The organism is Streptomyces sp. NPDC037301 (genome assembly GCF_055602785.1).
Genome location: NZ_JBVJWD010000002.1, coordinates 481,532 through 498,680 on the forward strand (window position 1 = coordinate 481,532; position 17,149 = coordinate 498,680).

Below are 17,149 nucleotides of genomic sequence, written 5' to 3' on the forward strand. Positions count from 1 at the left end.
CCCGGACCGCACCACACCCTCGGCGCACACCCCCCCCCCCCCCCCCCCCCCCCCCCCCCCCCCCCCCCCCCCCCCCCCCCCCCCCCCCCCTTCGTGCTTGCCTTGACGTCCGCGTAAAGGTTTACGGTCGAAGACATGCGAATCGGGGAGCTGGCCGAACGGGCCGGGACGACCACGCGGACTCTGCGGTACTACGAGTCACGCGGACTGCTGTCTGCGCGGCGGGCCGGAAACGGGTACCGGGCGTACGACGAGGACGATCTGCGCCTGGTCCAGCAGATCAGGACCCTCCAGGATTTCGGCTTCGAACTGGAGGAGACCCGGCCGTTCGTCGAGTGCCTGCGCGCCGGCCACCCGGCCGGTGACGCCTGCCCCGCCTCGCTCGCCGTCTACCGGCGCAAGCTCGGCGAGCTCGACTCGCTCATCGAGCAGCTCCAGGCGGTACGCGCCCAGGTGGGCGCACAGCTCGCGAGGGCCGAGCTGGAGGCCGCGGCAGAGCTTCCCGGCGGTCCGGAACCACGTTGTGAACTGGGAGGATGACAGATGATTCATGCAGCAGAGGGCGTGGCCGAGGTCACCGACACCACCTTCGACGGGGAGGTGCTCGGGGCAGACCTCCCCGTACTGGTCGAGTTCACCGCCGACTGGTGCGGCCCGTGCCGCCAGCTCGCCCCCGTGCTCAGCGCCGTCGCCGCCGAGGAGGCCGAGCGCATCAAGATCGTCCAGCTCGACGTCGACACCAGCCCGGGGATCGCGAGCCGGTACGCGGTGCTCTCGACGCCGACCCTGATGGTGTTCCGCTCCGGTGAGCCGGTGAAGTCGATGGTGGGCGCCCGCCCCAAGCGCAGGCTGCTCCAGGAGCTGGAGGACGTGTTCGAGACGGTGTGAGAACGGGCCGGGGCGTACGTCCGGACAGGGAAGAGCAGCGCGCAACCGTAGAGGCCGCCCTCGGGCGGCCTCTACGGCCTGCACCTACTCGAAACGCTCCAGGCGTTTGATGAAACCGTCGATCTCGGTGAGTCCGGGCGCGTCCGGTCCGCGATACCGGCCGGTCGCGTCCCGGAGCCTGATCGCGGCGGTGCGCGCCCGCGAGAAGCGCTCCGATCCGGCCTCCAGGCGCATGATGTGCGCGAGCGCTTCCAGATAGCGGTCGATGGCCATCTCATCGTCCTTGTCCGGGGTCTGCTGGACGTAGGCGCCGAAAGCAGCGACGGCGGCGGTGGTCTCCCCGAGTTCCATACGGCACTGGGCCGCGTAAAAGCGGCACTGCTGTGCTTCTGCGTCGTCATCGCCGAATCGTCGGCCGATTTCTTCCGCGGTCTGTTCGAAGAGTCTGAGAGCTTCCCGGTGTGCTCCCGCGAGGAACTTCACATGCGCGAGGGAGAGATTCAGGTACTCCGCCAGTCTGCCGTCCGTGGCCCGGTCTGAGGCGGCAACCAGAACATCCGCGGCCTGCGTGAACTGCTTTTTCAGGGCCAGCTCCTCTGCACGCCCTGCCGCCTCATCGGCCTCCGCGTCGGTCAGCGGCGAGAGAGAGGGACCTGCCTCCGCAGGAACATCGAGCACCGTCGGCACGTAGGCCCGGCCTCCGCCGGAATTGCGGCGTACCGATCCGCCGAACGGCCGGGTGAAAGGCGTGCATGGGTCGAGTTCCAGACCGTCGGCCGTCAGCAGACGCGGGGTTCCGAACGGGGCACCCTGGCTTGCCAGGGGCAGCAATGCTTCGTAGACGGCCGCAGCCGGCACGCGTTGCTCGGAGTCCTTGTGCAGCATACGGAGCAGAAGCTGTTCGATGTCTGCGGGCACATCGGACCGAATCCCCCTGATCGGCGGGGGCGGCGTGTGCACATGGTGCCAAGTGAGGGACCGATCGACGGTTGCGGTGAAAGGGGTCCGGCCGGTGAGCAGTTGGTGCAGCACACAGGCGAGCGCATAAATGTCCGCCGCCGGACCGACCGCATTGGCCAAGCTCTGTTCCGGGGACATGAAGGCAGGGGTGCCCACCGTCATCCCCTCCTGCGTCAGATGAGGATTGGCCCCCGAACCGAGGAGTGCCGCGACACCGAAGTCGAGGACCTTCACCACCCCTCCCGGCGTGAGCATGAGGTTCGCCGGTTTGATGTCACGGTGTACGACATCGTGGTGGTGGACCTCGTCCAGCGCGGAGGCGATCTGTGCCCCGATGGCCGCAGCCCAGGCCAATGGCAGTTGTTCGTAGTCGTAATCCGTCTCGTCGATGAGGGTCTGTACCTCACGCCCCTTCAGTAACTGCATCACCACATACAGCCGCCCGGTGCCCTCGTCGACCCCTGTGTCGTAGACCGCCGGGAGACCGGGGTGCTCGTGGAGCCCGGCGGTCGTGCGTACCTCACGGAGGAAACGCTGACGTCGGGTCTCCAGCGCCTCATGGTGGGCCGCGTTCTGGACTGCGGCGGCGTACGGGGAGGGCTGCTCGGCAAGCATCATCTTGACCGCGACGCGACGGTCAAGACTCTCGTCATAGGCGTGCCACACCTCGCCCATGCCGCCGGAACCGATGGGAGCGTGCAGGCGGTACCGTCCCGCGAGCGCCCTCCCTTGCTCTGTAGCGCCCTGCCCCGGTGCCGAGTCCCCCATGTGGCACGCCTCCCCCTCGTGGTGATGTGCTGGCCGTCCGTGCAGGTTACGGCGTGAAGGGTTCCGCTCGCCGGGTTCCGCTCTTCTTCAGCTCCGCCGCCCGCTCGGCGGTGGCCAGCCGGTCCGCCTCACGTCGTGCCGGCCGACGGATCAGGTTGTAGGACTGAGCAGTTGCGACCCGCCTGAACAGACGGTTCACGTGGTCCTCGTCGAAGTAGCGCACCATCAGAGCATCGTTCGACTGTGCCTGCTTGATGACGAAGTCATCCATCTCCTTGGCCAGTTCCCGCCCGTACGTCTCCTCGTCCTGGTGGAGGCCGATCTCCTGCATGTCCGGGTTCTCGGCGATCGAGACCACCAACTGGCCGAGCAGGATCTGGTCCGTGGTGGACAGCTCCGCTCCCAGCTCGTCGTTGATGGACTGGATGACCTCGGCGAGAGACTTCTCCTCGATCTCGACGGCCGCACCGGCCGCCTCCGGAAGCCCCGGCAACACCTGCGCGCCGACGGCATCCAGCTTCAGCTCGGGTGTGCCGGTCTGCTTGATCCGCATGTGGCTCGGCACGGTCTCGCCTATGTCGGCGGCTGCGGTGCCGTCCGGGCGGGGCAGCCGCCGCAGCAGGAACCGGCCGTACTGGAAGAGCCTTTCGAGCTCACGGTTCTCGAAGCCGATGACATGCGAGAGCCAACCGTAGGCCTTCACATACGACTCCAGCGCCCTGCGGAACTCCTCGGCCTTGTCCGGCTCGTTCGCTGCGAGCCCGTTGAAGCGGTCCACGGCCGGGGCCGTGTACTGGTAGAGCCGGGCGTGGGCCTTCTTCACGCGGTCCTCGGAGGCCCGGCCCTCGTCGAATGCGCCGAAGTACGCCTTGACGAGCGCCTCCATGTCGGCTTCCACCAGCAGTTGGTACGCCATGACCTCGTCCTGCCGGTCGAACAGCAGGTTGGGCTCGATCTCTTCGGTCAGCGACGCCTCGTAGTACTTCTGGAACGCATCGAGGATCACCTCGGGCTTGTTGGCGAAGTCCAGAACGAACAGATCCTCCTGGGACTTCTCCGGATGCGTACGGTTGAGGCGCGAAAGTGTCTGAACTGCGGCCACATTGGCGAGCGGTTTGTCCACGTACATCGTTGTCAGGAGCGGCTGGTCGAAGCCCGTCTGGTACTTCTCCGCGACGACGAGGATGCGGTACTCGGCCTTGGGTACGGACGGCGGATTCGGATCGTCGACGCGTACGTATCCGAAGCGGCCCGGCAGTTCCTTCTCGGGAAAGCCGTTGAGCTTCGACTCGGTGTACTCGACGCCGTCGAGCGTGAGCGCGCCGGAGAACGCGACCAGGGCGGCACAGTCCGTGGCGCCGCGCTCGTCCACGTACTTGCGGATCTCCTGGTAGAGGCGGACCGCGTGCTCGCGGCTGGGGGTGACGACCATGGCCTTGGCCCGTCCGCCCAGCCTGTCGGCGCTGTGCGAGCGGAAATGGTCCACCATGATCTTTGCCCGCTGCGCCATCGAGGCCTCGGACAGTAGTGCGGCCCGCACCAGCTTGGAGCGTGCCTTGCGTGGATCCACCTGCTGCTCGACCTGCTCGGCCGCGTCGTTCTGCAGCTTGAAGTAGGTGCCCCAGGTGGTGTACGTGCCCAGCACATCGAGGATGAAGCCCTCGTCGATGGCCTGGCGCATGGAGTACACGTGGAACGGGCCCGGCTGACCGGTGGCCGGGTCCGGCGTGCCGAAGAGCTGCAACGTCTTGGACTTGGGCGTCGCGGTGAACGCGAAGAAGGACATGTTCGGCTGCCTGCCACGGGCGAGCGCCTCGGCGGTCAGGGGATCGCCGTCCGCGTCCACGGCCTTGGCACCGAGCGCCTTCTTGAGCGCGGCCGAACCGTCGCCGCCCTGGGAGGAATGCGCCTCATCGATGATCACCGCATAGCGGAGCTTGCCGAGTCCGCCGACCTTTTTCAGGATGAACGGGAACTTCTGCAGCGTGGTGATCACGATGCGCGCGGTGGCGCCGGTCAGTGCCTCGGCGAGCTGGGTGGAGTCCTCGTCGATCCGGACGACGACACCGGGGGTGTGCGTGAACTGATAGATGGTGTCCTGGAGTTGCTTGTCCAGCACCCGGCGGTCGGTGATCACGACGACCTTGTCGAAGACCGGCTGGTTCGGTTCCATCCCCTTGTCACGTGCGGCTTCCCCGAGTTGGGCCGGGTCCTCCGGGGTGTGCAGGGAGGACAGGCGGTGCGCGAGCCAGGCGATGGTGTTGGACTTGCCCGAGCCGGCCGAATGCTGGACGAGGTAGTTCTCCCCGGCGCCGTTCAGTCCCGCGTGCGCGGTGAGTTCCCGCACGGCGTGCCACTGATGGAACCGCGGGAAGATCAGCGGCTGCGTGTGAGCGCTGCCGGGACGGTGCGACGGTGACTTGCCGGCCTTCGCCTGCTCGTCCTCGACATGCAGGTAACGCTCAAGCAGTTCCAGCCAGTTGTCGCGGTCCCAGATCTGCTCCCAGAGGTACGAGACGGGGTATGCCCCGTCCGCCACCTTCGACGGGTTGCCCGCACCGCCGGTTGCACCGGGCCCCCCGGTGCCGGTGTTGAACGGCAGGAACCGGGTCTTCGTACCGGCCAGGCGGGTGGTCAGAAACGCCAACTGAGGGTCCACCGCGAAGTGGACGAGGCTGCGCTTGGTAAAGAACAGCTCCTTCGGATCGCGGTCCTTGCGGTACTGCCGGATGGCATGTTCGACGTTCTGCTCGGTGAAGTGGCTCTTCAGCTCGACGGAAGCGGTGGGAATGCCGTTGACGAACAGCGCCAGGTCCACAGACTTGGCCGGGCTCTTCGAGGAGTAGTGGAACTGCCGGACGACGGTGAGACGGTTGGCGTTGTACTGGTCCAGAGCCCCGGCGGCCAGCGTATGAGCGGGCCGGAAGTAGGCCAGCTGGATCTTCACGTTGCGGTCGTTCACACCGCGCCGGAGCACGTCGAGCACGCCGCGCTTGTCGATCTGTTCCGCCACGCGCTTGGCGAACCGCTGGATGGACGCGGTCTCGCTCTCGCCGTACTCGGCCCGCAGGCGCAACCAGGCATCGTTCTGCGAGGCGCCGAGGAAGGTGGCGAGTTCAGCGGTGTCGATGCCGATGTCGTGGTTGTACGTGTTGGACAGGCCCTTGTGCCAGCCGTGGGTCAGCAGCCCGTCCTCCACGGCGTTCTCGAAGGCTTCCTCGGTGTCGTTGCGCGCCATGGAGGTCAGGCCTCTCGCTTCCCGGTCATGAGGTAGTGGACGTCACGGCAGAACTTGTCGAATGAGGGTGAGTTGGCACGCGCCATCGCCATGTCGAAGGCCTCCGCGAGCGCGGCCTGGTCGACGACCGGCTTGTACGGCCGCCCGTCCACGCGATGGTGGGTGAGCCACCCCTTGCAGTCCCGAGGGGTTTCGCAGTCCGGGGGCACCTCGAGTCCGTGCGGCAGGCCGCGACACCCGCCCAGCGTGGGCGCGGCCGCGATGAACCACGCTTCGAACTCGCGCTGTGCCAGAACCACGGCTGTGCGCCGGTCGGGGCGGGCAGCGGTCGCCCGCTCCAGCAGTGACGGCCCCAGGGCCGCCGGGCAGTCGTCGTCGGCGTCCAGCACGATGAGGACACCGCCCGAGCCGTCCGCCGGGACACGGTCGGCCAGAGCATCGACCGACGCTTCGAGCCCACCCTGCTGGATCAGGCGGCCGCGCCCAACCCGGTAGGGCTTGAGAATGTTCGCATCCCAGACCCCCGCTTCGTGCGTCAGTCTGCGCAGGAGGGTCGGCAGCGCCGACAGCTCTCCTTCGCCCTCCACCACGGAGGCGATGGTCATCCGCCCCATGTTCAGCTCTCCGTTCGTGGCGGCTGCGGAACCATCTGATCGGAGCGCAGCAAGTCGCCGACCGTGGCCAGGCCGTTGCGGACGATCCGCCGACTGACGTCATCCACGGGACCCACGGCCGTGACACCGTCCTGCACGACGACTACGCGAATGGCGTCGAGGTCTGCTTCCTTGCGATCGAAGAGTTCGGAGCTCTGGCTCGTCGCGAGGATCTGGGTATGCAGACTCGCCTCGGTGAGCGCGTCGAACAGGGCCCCCGCAGCGCTGGGATGAAGTGCGAGTTCCGGTTCCTCCACGGCCACGAGGGGGAGCCGTCCGTCGCGAGCCCCCGGCTGGAAGAGCGCCGCCAGCAGGCCGATCGCCCGGATGGTCCCCTCGGACATGGACTCCGCCCGGAATTCCATGGGCCGGGCATCGGGGCCGACCGACAACGTCATCTTGGCTGCGATGTAGTCGCCGTCCTCGGTGGACGGGCCGACCTGTGTCAGTTGCGGCACGATCGCTCCCGCGTACGCGGCGACACGCTCACGCATCACAGGATCGAGAAGCCCCAGCACGCTGCCGAGGTGGCCACCGTCCTCGGCGAGTACGCCCGACCGGACAACCGGTCTTGCATCGCGGAGCGCGCAGAGCTCGGGCTCGTAGAAGAACATGCCCGAGAGGGCGTCACGCAGACGCCCGTAGGTCTCGCTGCCGGCACTCACGAGCGGCAGATACAGCTCGCCTGGCCGCACCCTTCCCGTACGCCCTGTCGTGGGCTCTTCGAAGTCCGCGTTCTCTGCCTGGAACCAGGTCTCAGGAGGACCGCCGGCCGGGCCGATCTCGCAGTACTCGCGCTGGATCCAGGCTTCGACATACCCCTGTTCCGAGCTGGGGGCGTATCCGAAGGTGATCTCATAGCGTCCCGCCAGGACGGTGTCGTCGGAGCGTTCCGGAACACGGAACTCCAGGGCGATGGTGCAGGCCTCGGCGGCCTCCGGAACCCGCCGCAGGACGTCCTGCAGACCTCCTCGCTCGCCGACCGCCTCGGGGAGGCCCCGGCTCACGGCGTCGCGGACGAACCGGAGGGCGTCGAGGAAGTTCGATTTGCCCGCGGCGTTCAGGCCGAGCAGGACGGTGAAGGGACCGAGCTCGACGTCGCAGTGGGCGATGGACTTGTAGTTCTCGATGCGTACGCGGGTGATGAAGGGGACGGTGGGGTTCGCGGTTTCGGTCATGAGGGATCGATACCTCGCCCGCTGGCGGTGCTCACGTCGATCTGGCCTGTTACTGCGGCGGTGATCAGGGCCTGGCGGCGCTCGGCGAGAAGGATGAGCTGAGCTTGCATCACCTTGACAGCGCGAGTGGTCCAAACGTGCGCACTGTGCATTTGATCAATGACTTGATCTTGCCGTTCCTGGGAAAAGCTTGGAATGCGCAGCGACAAAAGGTTCCCCTCGTTGAGGCTGGGCATTGTGGCAGCTAGGGAACGTGAGAGCAACTGCGAACGGATGAATTGAGAGCGCATCGCGTACGCCAGGAACATGGGGCGGATGCGATCTAGTGACGGGTGCAAAGCGATGCAGTCGCTGCCGCATACCCATCCGTCCTGATATCCTCGCACGATTGCTGAACGTCCCAGGTCTCCCTTCCTTCCCACAACAAGATCTCCTTGTCTGAGGCGGTGCCGAGACAGTCTGTCTGCTGTCGTTTGTGAGACAGAATGATGGCGGTCTGGAGTGATCTCTCCATTCCTGATGTGCAACGGGTTAATCATGGGGATTCCGTCATCCGCGTACTCAGCTGCGTTGAATACAGTGCCGAATGGCCCTGTTGTGACGCGTACGCCCATCCTGCGCAGTTCAACCATCTCTGCGTCATCGCGTGTGAGCGCATGGTGAATTCCCGATTCCCATCGCTCTTGGATGAGGGCGAGCTGCTGCACCTTGGCATTGCGTACCTTGTCAATGCGGGCGGTCTCAGCGTCGACGAAGGTGGCGATGCGGCGCTGCTCATCCACTGAAGGTCTGGGGAATGGAAGGCCGAGCACAATTTCCGTATTGAGATTACCCATGGTGCTACCTACAGCTCGTTGTTCGAAGTAGCTTCGAACCTCGGCGCTCTGCAGCGCGTAGCGGGTGAAGGAAGGGTCAAGTGTTTCTTTTTTGAGGCGCACTCGGAGTGACCCAGTGCCGCACAACCACCCCGCCTCCTTTTCTGCGGCCACGGCAGCGCGACCGAGTTCACCACGGCGTGCGAATACCAGATCGCCTGGGCGTAGTTTATGAACCGCGAGTCGACTGGCGGTTTCTGCATCGACTGTTGATTTTCGATCCGCAACGAGTCTTCCATCCGCGATGTTGGATGGGTTGATAATCGGGATTCCATCTTCGATGTATTCATCCGAATGAAGTTGAGACCCGAAGGGCCCGGTCTGGGCGTCCAGGGCGAGGGCCTTCAAAGGCACGGAAGCGTAGGTCATCCCGTCACCTCTCCGAGCAGCGCCTGAATCTCCGCCTCAAGCGACTTCAACTCAGCATCGATCTCCGCCAACGGCCGCGGCGGCTCGTACACGTAAAAGTGCCGCGTGAATGGAATCTCGTAGCCCACCTTGTACCGCTCGGTCAGCTTCGTCTTCGGGTTCTTCAGCTCCGCGACCCACGCGTCCTCGACGTGCGGCGTGACCTCCTCCGCCACGTACTCGTCGATGTCCCGGTCCATCGGCACGTTCTCCGCGTCGCGGAGGTCCGAATCATGCTCGGGCTGCTTGCCCTTCGCGTACTGGACTTCGCCCTCCGGATCCCGTACACCCACCGCGTCCCGCAGCGCCTTCTGGAACACCGCGCCCGACGGCCAGATCAGGCCGGCTGCCGTGACTGCCGCGTGCAGGTCATCCCATGCGTCGGTCTTCTTCGACCACACCTGTCCGATCAGCGGCTTGAGCGCAGCCACGAACTCAGCCTGCCGCCGCGCGACTTCATCCGGCTCCATCGACTTGTCGCCCAGCACCTTCTGCAGCGATGCAGACGCAGCAAGCTCATCCAACGTGTCCTCGGTGATCTCGAAGCGGAGCTTCAGAGGCCGGTCCACGGTGATGCGCTTGTATCCGTACTCCTCGTTGCGGAGGATCTTCACCTTGGCGTGGTCCCGGTGATCCGGGTTTGCCGCGATCTGCTCGGCGTCGCGGTACATCGCACTGATGCCGCCGATCTGCTCATCGGAGATCTCCTTGCGCTTCTCGCCAAGGGACTTCCGCCGCTTCACCCACTCACCACGTGCGTCGATCATCACGACCTTGCCCTCGCGATGCTTGGGCTTGCGGTTGCTCAGGATCCAGAAGTACGTCGAGATGCCGGTGTTGTAGAAGAGCTGGTCCGGCAGGCCGACGATGGCCTCCAGGTAGTCGTGCTCCAGGATCCAGCGGCGGATCTCGGACTCGCCGGATCCGGCGCCCCCGGTGAAGAGGGGGGAGCCGTTGAAGACGATGGCGATGCGTGACCCGCCCACCTCATCCCCGTTCTCGTCCTTCTTCATCGGGGCCATCTTGTGGAGCATGTGCTGGAGGAAGAGGAAAGAACCGTCGTTGATGCGCGGCAGGCCCGCCCCGAACCGGCCGTCGAAGCCGCGGTCGTGTTCCTCCTTGACGGCCCCCTCCGCCTTTTTCCACTCCACACCGAAAGGAGGATTGGCCAGCATGTAGCTGAACTTGCGGTCTTCGTGCCAGTCGCGAACGAACGTGTTGCCAAGCCGGATGTTGTCCGCGGCGTGCCCCTTGAGGAGCATGTCGGAGCGACAGATCGCGTACGACTCGGCGTTGATCTCCTGCCCGTAAAGATTGACCCGGGCGCCCGGCTTGATGTCCTTGATGTGTTCCTCGGCTGCGGCGAGCATGCCGCCCGTGCCGCACGCCGGGTCCAGGATGTCGATGACCTGACCGGGGCGACGGATCAGTGCATCGTCGGGGCCCAGCAGCAGCTCGACCATCAGCTTGACCACCTCACGCGGGGTGAAGTGTTCACCGGCCGTCTCGTTCGAGGCATCCGCGAACTTGCGGATCAACTCCTCGAACACGTAACCCATGTCGTGATTGCTGACCCTCTTCGGGCTCAGGTCGATACCTGCGAACTTCTGAACCACCTGGTAAAGCAGCCCGGCTTCCTGGAGCCGGTCCTGTTGAATGTGGAAGTCGTACCGGTCGATGATCTCGGTGACCGCGGGGGAGAAGCCGCCGATGAAGTCCTTGAGGTTCTCGTAGACCCGCTTGTCGTCGCTGCCGATGGTCTTGAAGCTCTGCTTCGACGTGTTGTAGAACGGCAGCCCGGAGGTGGCGAGAAGGACCGCGTCCTTGCGGTCTCCGGTGTACGAGGCGTTCCGGTCCCGTACCGCCTGGCGGGTGTTCTTCTCCTCCATCACGCAGTCGAAGCGGCGCAGCACGGTGAGCGGCAGAATGACCTTGGCGTACTCCGAGCGTTTGTAGTCGCCGCGCAGCAGATCGGCCACCGACCAGATGAAGTCGGCACGTTCCTGATTGGTGTTGCTCACTCGGCACCTTCTCGTGTTACGTCCGGCGCCAGGGCGCCGTTGGTCAGTCCGTCGTAGGCCAGGTGGGCGGCCTGGTCGCCCATCCTGGCAACATCCTTGAGCCTTCGCTCGAACTTGCCCAAGTCCCGGAACGCGGCCCCGTACCGGCGTTGCTGCTCTATGTCCATCTGCGGAAGCTGGGCGCCCCGCAGATCGGCCCGGTGGGTGCCCGTTGTCGAGGTGTTGCGGCGGGTGTTGCCCGCGCTGCGCAGGAAGCCGCGCAGATAGTCCGTATCGAGGTGATCGCTCGTTGAGACGGCCTCGTTCTCCTCTGTATGTACCAACCCGGCCTGGACCAGATCGCCGACGCCCACTGCGGGGAAATCATCCAGCGACCCGGTCCCCGGGCCGGGGGGCAGGCTGGGCAGCAACTCGGCCAGTTCGCACAGCTGTTGCTCAAGCTCGGCACGCAGCGCCAGGTACTCGGCCGGATAGTCGGGCTGGGCAGCGGTCACGTACGCGGACGGACTCAGGTCCACGTCCTCGCGCAGGAGGTCGATCAACGGTACGTGCGCGACTTGGCCGGCGGACGGCTCCAGAGGGCCGTCCGGATCGTTCTCCGTGAGGTCGACCATGCGTACGGACCGGACCGCTTCGTCCGTCGCGGAGGGGCGGCGGAGCTCCCACAGCAGGAGCGGCTGGTTGTGGCTGGTCGCCAGCCCTGCAGGCAGAGCCACAATCGAGGAGAGGGCGCCACGGCGTACGAGTTCCGTACGGATCCGGCGCCCGCTCTTGCGGTACGCGGCTGACGGCGCGAGGGCGATGAGGGTACGGCCCCCCGGCGCGGTGTGGGAGTAGCAGTGCTGAAGCCAGGCAAGGTCCCCCTCGGCGCGAGGCGGTGCCCCCAGCTCCCAGCGGGAGTCGATCAACAGCTCCTCCCGGCCCCAGTCGGTCTGGCCCAGAGGAGGCTCGCAGACGACGAGCTGTGCACGTAGGCCGGGGTGCTGGTCCTCCCGGAGGGAGTCGCCGGCTTCGAGCCGGGTCTCATGGCCACCGGCAAGGCGCGCCCTCAGCCGGGCCAGGTGCAGCAGACCAGTACTGATCTCCTGCCCCGCCCGGGAAGAACCCTCCGCTCCGGAGACCGCGAACAGAAGTGATCCGGCACCGCACGCCGGGTCGTACACGAGCCCCTTGACCGGGCCTGCGAAATGCGTGAAGGCACGTACGAGCCGCGGTGACGAGACGGCCTGTGCGCCACTGCGTCCGACCGAGGCGATGAAGCGGTTGATCAGATCCTCGAAGAGCCGGGGCGCGGTTCGCTCGGCAGCCAGCTGGTCGACGACTTCGCGGAGGCTGTCCTGGAGTGCGTTGCCCCCCTCCTTGACCAGATACCCGCCGACATCGACAAGAGCGGTAGTCATGTCGTCGCCGTAGGCGGCGCGGAGCGCCTGCCAGAGGGCGACCTCGGGCGAGACCCCCCGTCCCTTGCGCTGTCCTGCCAGCCAGGTCTCGACCTCCTCGAGGGAGAAGAGCGGGCCCGCCACTGTGCCGCCGACAGGCGCCGGAAAGTTGTCGTGGCGCCGACGCCAATTGGCGACCGCGGCCCGGGTGACACCGGCGAGTCGTGCGATCTGCGCCGCCGTGACGAAAGCTGCTGAAACGGATTCCTCATCCTCCATGACGGTGAGGGTACACGTGTCGATGCGGCCGGCCAAGGCGTGAACGTGTTGACAGTGCTAACAACTTCCTGTCACTCTCCTCTTGGCTTCGCTGTGAGCTTGCACCTCTCTGGTGGCAGGTACCTCACGAGAGCGAGGGGTGCCCCGGCGCGCCCGGATGCCGACGCGTCCGCCCTGCCCACGCGGCGCCCTCACCGATGTCAAGGAGCAACCGTGACCCCCAATAAGCAGGCTGCGACTCGCAAGACCTCCCTGTACCGGCTCAACGCCCCCGCAGGCCCCGACCTCGACCTGCATACGCTGGTGGAAGAGCGGTACAGGGGCCGGGAAGGCTTCACCGCCATGCCCGTCGACCATGCGGGCGTGGTCGGGTTGCTCGTGACCGGCTCCATCGCACGCGACCGCGCCGAATGGTGCGACGTCCTTTCGGAGCTCACGGGCGCCGATGTGCAGGTGGCGGGCCGTACCTCTTCCGGCCTGCTGCTTGTACGCACTGAGCGGGCCGTCTACGCCGTCACGTATGGCATGGGCCACCACATGATCGACTCGGCCCGCCTGGACCTCGGGTTCGGGCTCCAGTTCGCACTCCGCTGCCTGGACCAGGACGGCATCAGCCTGGTGCGGCGCCACCTCATGGACGCGCGCGGCCGTACCGACGAGAACTCGACCACTCGGGGCGGAAGCCTGCGCGACCTCGGTACTGAATGGATCGGCTCCATCGTCAGCAAGATCACCGGAAAGGCGATCGACCTGCCTCTTACTCATACGTCCGCAGGCCGGCGGAGCCTCGGCGTCAGCTGTGCCGACAGCTCCATCAGCCTTCCGCTGGGCCGCTCCCCGCAGCAGTTCCTGAACGATCTGCGGGTCATCGAGGACGCCTGTACCCAGCCCGCACCACTGCCGGGGTTGGAGTCCCTGGCCAGGGTCCGTTCATTGCGCCGCAGGGGTAAGACCGATCTCGTACGGGAGCTCAACGAACGGCTCGACCAGTACCTCGGCGATCCGGATGCCCCGGGACTCGCCCTCAACTTCCCGGGCGAGTGCGCCTCGCATGCGACGGAGACGCGCGCCATTCGCATCATGCGTGGATCGCGCGTGATCGACGTCGGCGACCTCGACATTGATGACATCCGGCAGTTCGTCCGCGACCGCCCTGATGGATACCGGCTGTCCACGCTCAAGGACGTCCGCGTCCAGCTGTTCGCCGACGAGGAGTGCACGGAATCCCTCAGCCCGCCGATTCCAGGACACCGCTGGATCACCGCCGAAGTGCGGAGCGGGGCGGCGCATCACTTCTACTGGCAGGGAAGTTGGTACGAGATCGGCGCTGAATTCGTCCAGGCGCTGCGGGACGACGTCACCGAACTGCTGAACCGTCCGTCCGGGGTTGTGCTTCCGAGGTGGCCGGTGGGTAAGAAGACCGACGAAGACTGGTTCAACAAGGAAGCAGCCAAGCAGCCCGGCTACGACCTCTTCGACAAGAAGAACGTCCATACGGAGACCTTCCGTGGCGGCGGTCTCGAAATCTGTGATGTCCTCGGACCCGAGGGCCAGCTCATCATGGTCAAGAAGGCCGACAAGGGAAGCTCCGGTCTCAGCCACCTGTTCGCCCAGGCGCGGACGGCCACCGAAGCACTGCGCTACGACGCCGAGGTGCGGGAGAAGTTCCTCGCCCGGGTCGCCGAACTGCGCCCGAACCGGCCGCCCGAGGACATCCTGGCCACGCCGACCATCGTCCTCGCCATCCGCCTGAAGCGCGGCGTCCCGCTCACGGCGGACTCGTTGTTCGCCTTCTCCCAGGTCTCCCTCCTGCAGACCGCGTTGGCGCTGCAGGGCATGGGGGCCAAGGTCGAGGTCGTTCCCGTCTACGCCTGATGTGCCCGGCTCCGTCGTGGTTCCGTCGGCTCCGCTCGGGGGCCCGGTCGGAGTGCAGGGTGTGACGTGAGCGATGTCCAGGTGCGCCCGTTGCAGGGGTGGGCGGTCGTACTTGCTGCCGTGGGCGACAGTGATGAGGCGCAGCCTCCAGTGAGTTGTCGGCGCCCGCGAGGCGGCCCTGTTCGTGTTCAAACGCCTGCACGCCGAGGTGTGGACTCTCGTACGATCAACGGATCCAGGCGATCGCGACAGGGGGGCGTAATCATGACCGAGGGCTATGAGCAGGGATCATTCGGTGAAGAGGACGACGAGCTTGAGAGTATCGACTCGCTCCTCGCTACCTGGCAGAGGCAGAAGAGCAAGCTTCGAGAAATCGGAGACCAAGTCAGGGGGCTGCAAGCCGAGTTGACGCCTTGGAATGGGCGTATCGATCGCGCGCACGACTGTGATCGGATCGTGCAACGGTTTGTGCGGCTCGCAGATGCTGCCAGGAAGGAAGACTTCGAGTCTCTGATCCTGCGCACCACGGAACTGCATCACCGTGGCACGGGTGTACTCGATCCAGATCGTTCCTTCGGCCCGATTCCCTCGCCATTCGTGCGGCTCATGCCGCCGGAACAGGCCGCGACGGAAGCCAAGCGACTCGAACGTCAGTTGCGCCATGTCATCGCCTACCAAGCGCATATCCAGTACTGCTTCGAGCACTTCACGCACGCGTGGACTGCGCTCATCGACGGCGCCCTCATCTGCGACTGGGAGATCATCGAGGATGAGTTCCCCAAACTCGCCCTCTTGAGCGATGAAGCGCAGCGGGCGCTGCGTATCTGGACGTCAGTGGACAAGTAGTCACGCCATAAGCAATGTGCCGTGCCGCTGTTCAGCCGGCCAACGGCGCAGGCGGGTGGCGGGCGACAACTGAGCCTTCTTCACGTGTCAGGGGTGCTTGAGCATGCCCCGGAGTTCGGCGACGAGGCTGCGGACGTTGCTTTCGGCGTTGGCTCCGGTGGCCTGCTCGCTTGCGGCGTCCGGGTCGGGGTTGCGGCAGGAGCGGCAGAGGCCGTCGGGGAGTGCTCCGGGGTGGCCGGGTGTGCCGCATTCGGTGCATTCGGCCATGAGGCGCCGGGTGGGAGTGTCTGGTGTGGCGGGTGTTGGGGTGGTGGGCAGGTGGGGTGGGATCTTGTCGTTGAGGCGGCGGCGGACGAAGCCGATGGGGGAGTCGACCCGGGCGGGGATGCCGGAAGTGAGGGCGTGGGTGAGGTAGTTGGCGTCCACGCCCCGGGCGAACCACTGGGCGGCCAGTGGTTCCAGGACGGCGCAGTCGGTGGCCGAGAGGGCCAGGCGCGGTTCGAGCCGGCCCAGTCGGGCCAGGGCGAGGTACGCGGGTGAGGGTTGCCCCGGGGCCGGTTCGGGGGTCCGCTGCTGCGGTACGACGGGTACGGGAGCGGGCGAGGCGGGCTGCGCTGCGGGCTCGGCCGGTGTCACGGGGGCCGGGGTCGGCGATTGTGCCCCGGCTTGGGGAGCGGGTGCTTCCGCGGGGACCCGGGGCGGCAGCTGGGGAGTGGTGGTTGCGGCTGCTTCCTGGGATGCTCGGTCGTTCTCGGCGTCTAGGAAGGCGCCCCACCATTCGTTGTCGCGGGCGGTGCGGGACCAGAAGGTGCGGGTGACCCAGCGGACCTGGCCGCGCTCCTCGACCTGGCACTGAACGTGCCGCAGGTGACCGGCCACTCCCAGTGCCCTGAGGGCGCTACCGACGGCCATCTGCCCGTACAGGGGGATGCTCCTGGCCAGCGACTTGATGTCCATGGCCGCACCGTCGGGCAGGTGGTCGACGTACCCGGCGATGTAGCGCTCACGCTCGGGCAGAAGCATGAAGTCATCGGCGCGCGGCGGGCGTTGGTCCGGTGCGGCTCGCTTGCCGAAGCCAGGGTTGGCCTTCGCGTACGGGCGCGAGGATGCGGGCGTACGCAGGGCAGGGCTAAAGTTCTGGGTAGCCACAGGATCGGTCTCCGTCGATCTTGGGGTGAGACCCCGGCCCGGTGCTTCGAACACCGCGTCGGGGTCGTTTCGTTGGGGGCACCGTAAGCAGCCGCGACGGCGCCCCGCAAGCTGGTCAAGATTAGTCGTACTTGCTGGCCGTGACGGGTCAGGGAGGGCGGGGAGGTTTCCCCAATCCCCCTCATTCACCCGCCGGTTAACCAAGAGCGCTCGAATCCCGGAGCCCGGAACCCGACGCCCGGATCCCGAAGCTCAAGCGTCGGGCCGCGCCCCCTCCTCGTACACACGAGAGAGTGAATCAGCCGGTCCCGGAGCTCAACCCCCGGCCTTCGAAGCCCGGAACTCGGGTTCCGAGCTGCGGGGCAGCACTGTTCGACCGGCGGAGCCAGGCGTGGCCACGGCCCGGTCGTGGCACCGAGCAACCTTTCGGCCAGCAGGCCGTATTGTGTTGCAGCTGGGAACCCGATGAACCCGATGTCACTGAATTGCTGCGCCGTTCCTCAAAACGGCGTCCCGTCGGCATGGCCCGCCGACTGTCGTCTCCGTCATCTGCCTGAAGTACGGCTTCTCGCCCACCGACGACTCACTGACGGACGTCGTTCTCTCGTCGACGCCAACGGGCCTACGCTGAA

At 66.3% G+C, this 17,149-nt stretch carries 12 protein-coding genes; 4 read left to right on the plus strand and 8 right to left on the minus strand.

The features are described from left to right. Positions 1-135 precede the first annotated feature (135 nt). Together ACZ7IB_RS05540 and trxA are read left to right on the plus strand one after the other, a co-directional pair. A complete protein-coding gene (locus tag ACZ7IB_RS05540; RefSeq protein WP_398634844.1) occupies positions 136-540 on the plus strand; it encodes a MerR family transcriptional regulator in 405 nt (134 codons plus the stop codon). Positions 541-543: 3 nt separating this feature from the next. Beyond that, positions 544-888, plus strand: coding sequence for a thioredoxin (gene trxA / locus ACZ7IB_RS05545; protein WP_470909369.1), 345 nt, complete (start codon positions 544-546; stop codon positions 886-888). A gap of 84 nt (positions 889-972) precedes the next feature. Here the strand turns inward: trxA and ACZ7IB_RS05550 are convergent, their stop codons facing one another. The 7 genes from ACZ7IB_RS05550 to ACZ7IB_RS05580 are packed head-to-tail and all read right to left on the minus strand — an operon-like array spanning position 973 to position 12,647. Next, positions 973-2,616, minus strand: a complete 1,644-nt coding sequence (locus ACZ7IB_RS05550; protein ID WP_470909371.1) for a protein kinase domain-containing protein — start codon at positions 2,614-2,616, stop codon at positions 973-975. 46 nt (positions 2,617-2,662) lie between these two features. Then, a complete protein-coding gene (locus tag ACZ7IB_RS05555) occupies positions 2,663-5,854 on the minus strand; it encodes a type I restriction endonuclease subunit R (protein WP_470909373.1) in 3,192 nt (1,063 codons plus the stop codon). Positions 5,855-5,859: 5 nt separating this feature from the next. Continuing rightward, a complete protein-coding gene (locus ACZ7IB_RS05560; RefSeq protein WP_470909375.1) occupies positions 5,860-6,459 on the minus strand; it encodes a DUF4276 family protein in 600 nt (199 codons plus the stop codon). An 11-nt stretch (positions 6,460-6,470) separates the two neighbouring features. Continuing rightward, the gene (locus ACZ7IB_RS05565; RefSeq protein WP_470909377.1) at positions 6,471-7,685 is read right to left on the minus strand and encodes an AAA family ATPase; all 1,215 of its coding nucleotides are present in this window, start codon (positions 7,683-7,685) and stop codon (positions 6,471-6,473) included. Continuing rightward, the gene (locus ACZ7IB_RS05570; protein WP_470909379.1) at positions 7,682-8,929 is read right to left on the minus strand and encodes a restriction endonuclease subunit S; all 1,248 of its coding nucleotides are present in this window, start codon (positions 8,927-8,929) and stop codon (positions 7,682-7,684) included. The genes ACZ7IB_RS05565 and ACZ7IB_RS05570 overlap by 4 nt, the downstream gene beginning before the upstream one ends. Next, positions 8,926-10,989: a type I restriction-modification system subunit M gene (locus tag ACZ7IB_RS05575; RefSeq protein WP_470909381.1), complete on the minus strand. Its 2,064-nt coding sequence runs from the start codon at positions 10,987-10,989 to the stop codon at positions 8,926-8,928. Before ACZ7IB_RS05575 ends, ACZ7IB_RS05570 begins: the two co-directional genes overlap by 4 nt. Then, the gene (locus ACZ7IB_RS05580) at positions 10,986-12,647 is read right to left on the minus strand and encodes an N-6 DNA methylase (RefSeq protein WP_470909383.1); all 1,662 of its coding nucleotides are present in this window, start codon (positions 12,645-12,647) and stop codon (positions 10,986-10,988) included. Before ACZ7IB_RS05580 ends, ACZ7IB_RS05575 begins: the two co-directional genes overlap by 4 nt. Before the next feature lie 213 nt (positions 12,648-12,860). Between ACZ7IB_RS05580 and ACZ7IB_RS05585 the strand changes: the two genes are divergently transcribed. Beyond that, positions 12,861-14,522 carry a DUF6119 family protein gene (locus ACZ7IB_RS05585; protein ID WP_470909384.1) on the plus strand — a complete coding sequence of 554 codons (1,662 nt, stop codon included), beginning with the start codon at positions 12,861-12,863 and terminating at the stop codon, positions 14,520-14,522. 264 nt (positions 14,523-14,786) lie between these two features. Then, positions 14,787-15,368, plus strand: a complete 582-nt coding sequence (locus ACZ7IB_RS05590; protein WP_470909386.1) for a hypothetical protein — start codon at positions 14,787-14,789, stop codon at positions 15,366-15,368. An 87-nt stretch (positions 15,369-15,455) separates the two neighbouring features. Here ACZ7IB_RS05590 and ACZ7IB_RS05595 read toward each other — a convergent pair whose 3' ends face one another. Next, positions 15,456-16,517: a MarR family transcriptional regulator gene (locus tag ACZ7IB_RS05595; protein WP_470909388.1), complete on the minus strand. Its 1,062-nt coding sequence runs from the start codon at positions 16,515-16,517 to the stop codon at positions 15,456-15,458. Positions 16,518-17,149: the final 632 nt, after the last annotated feature.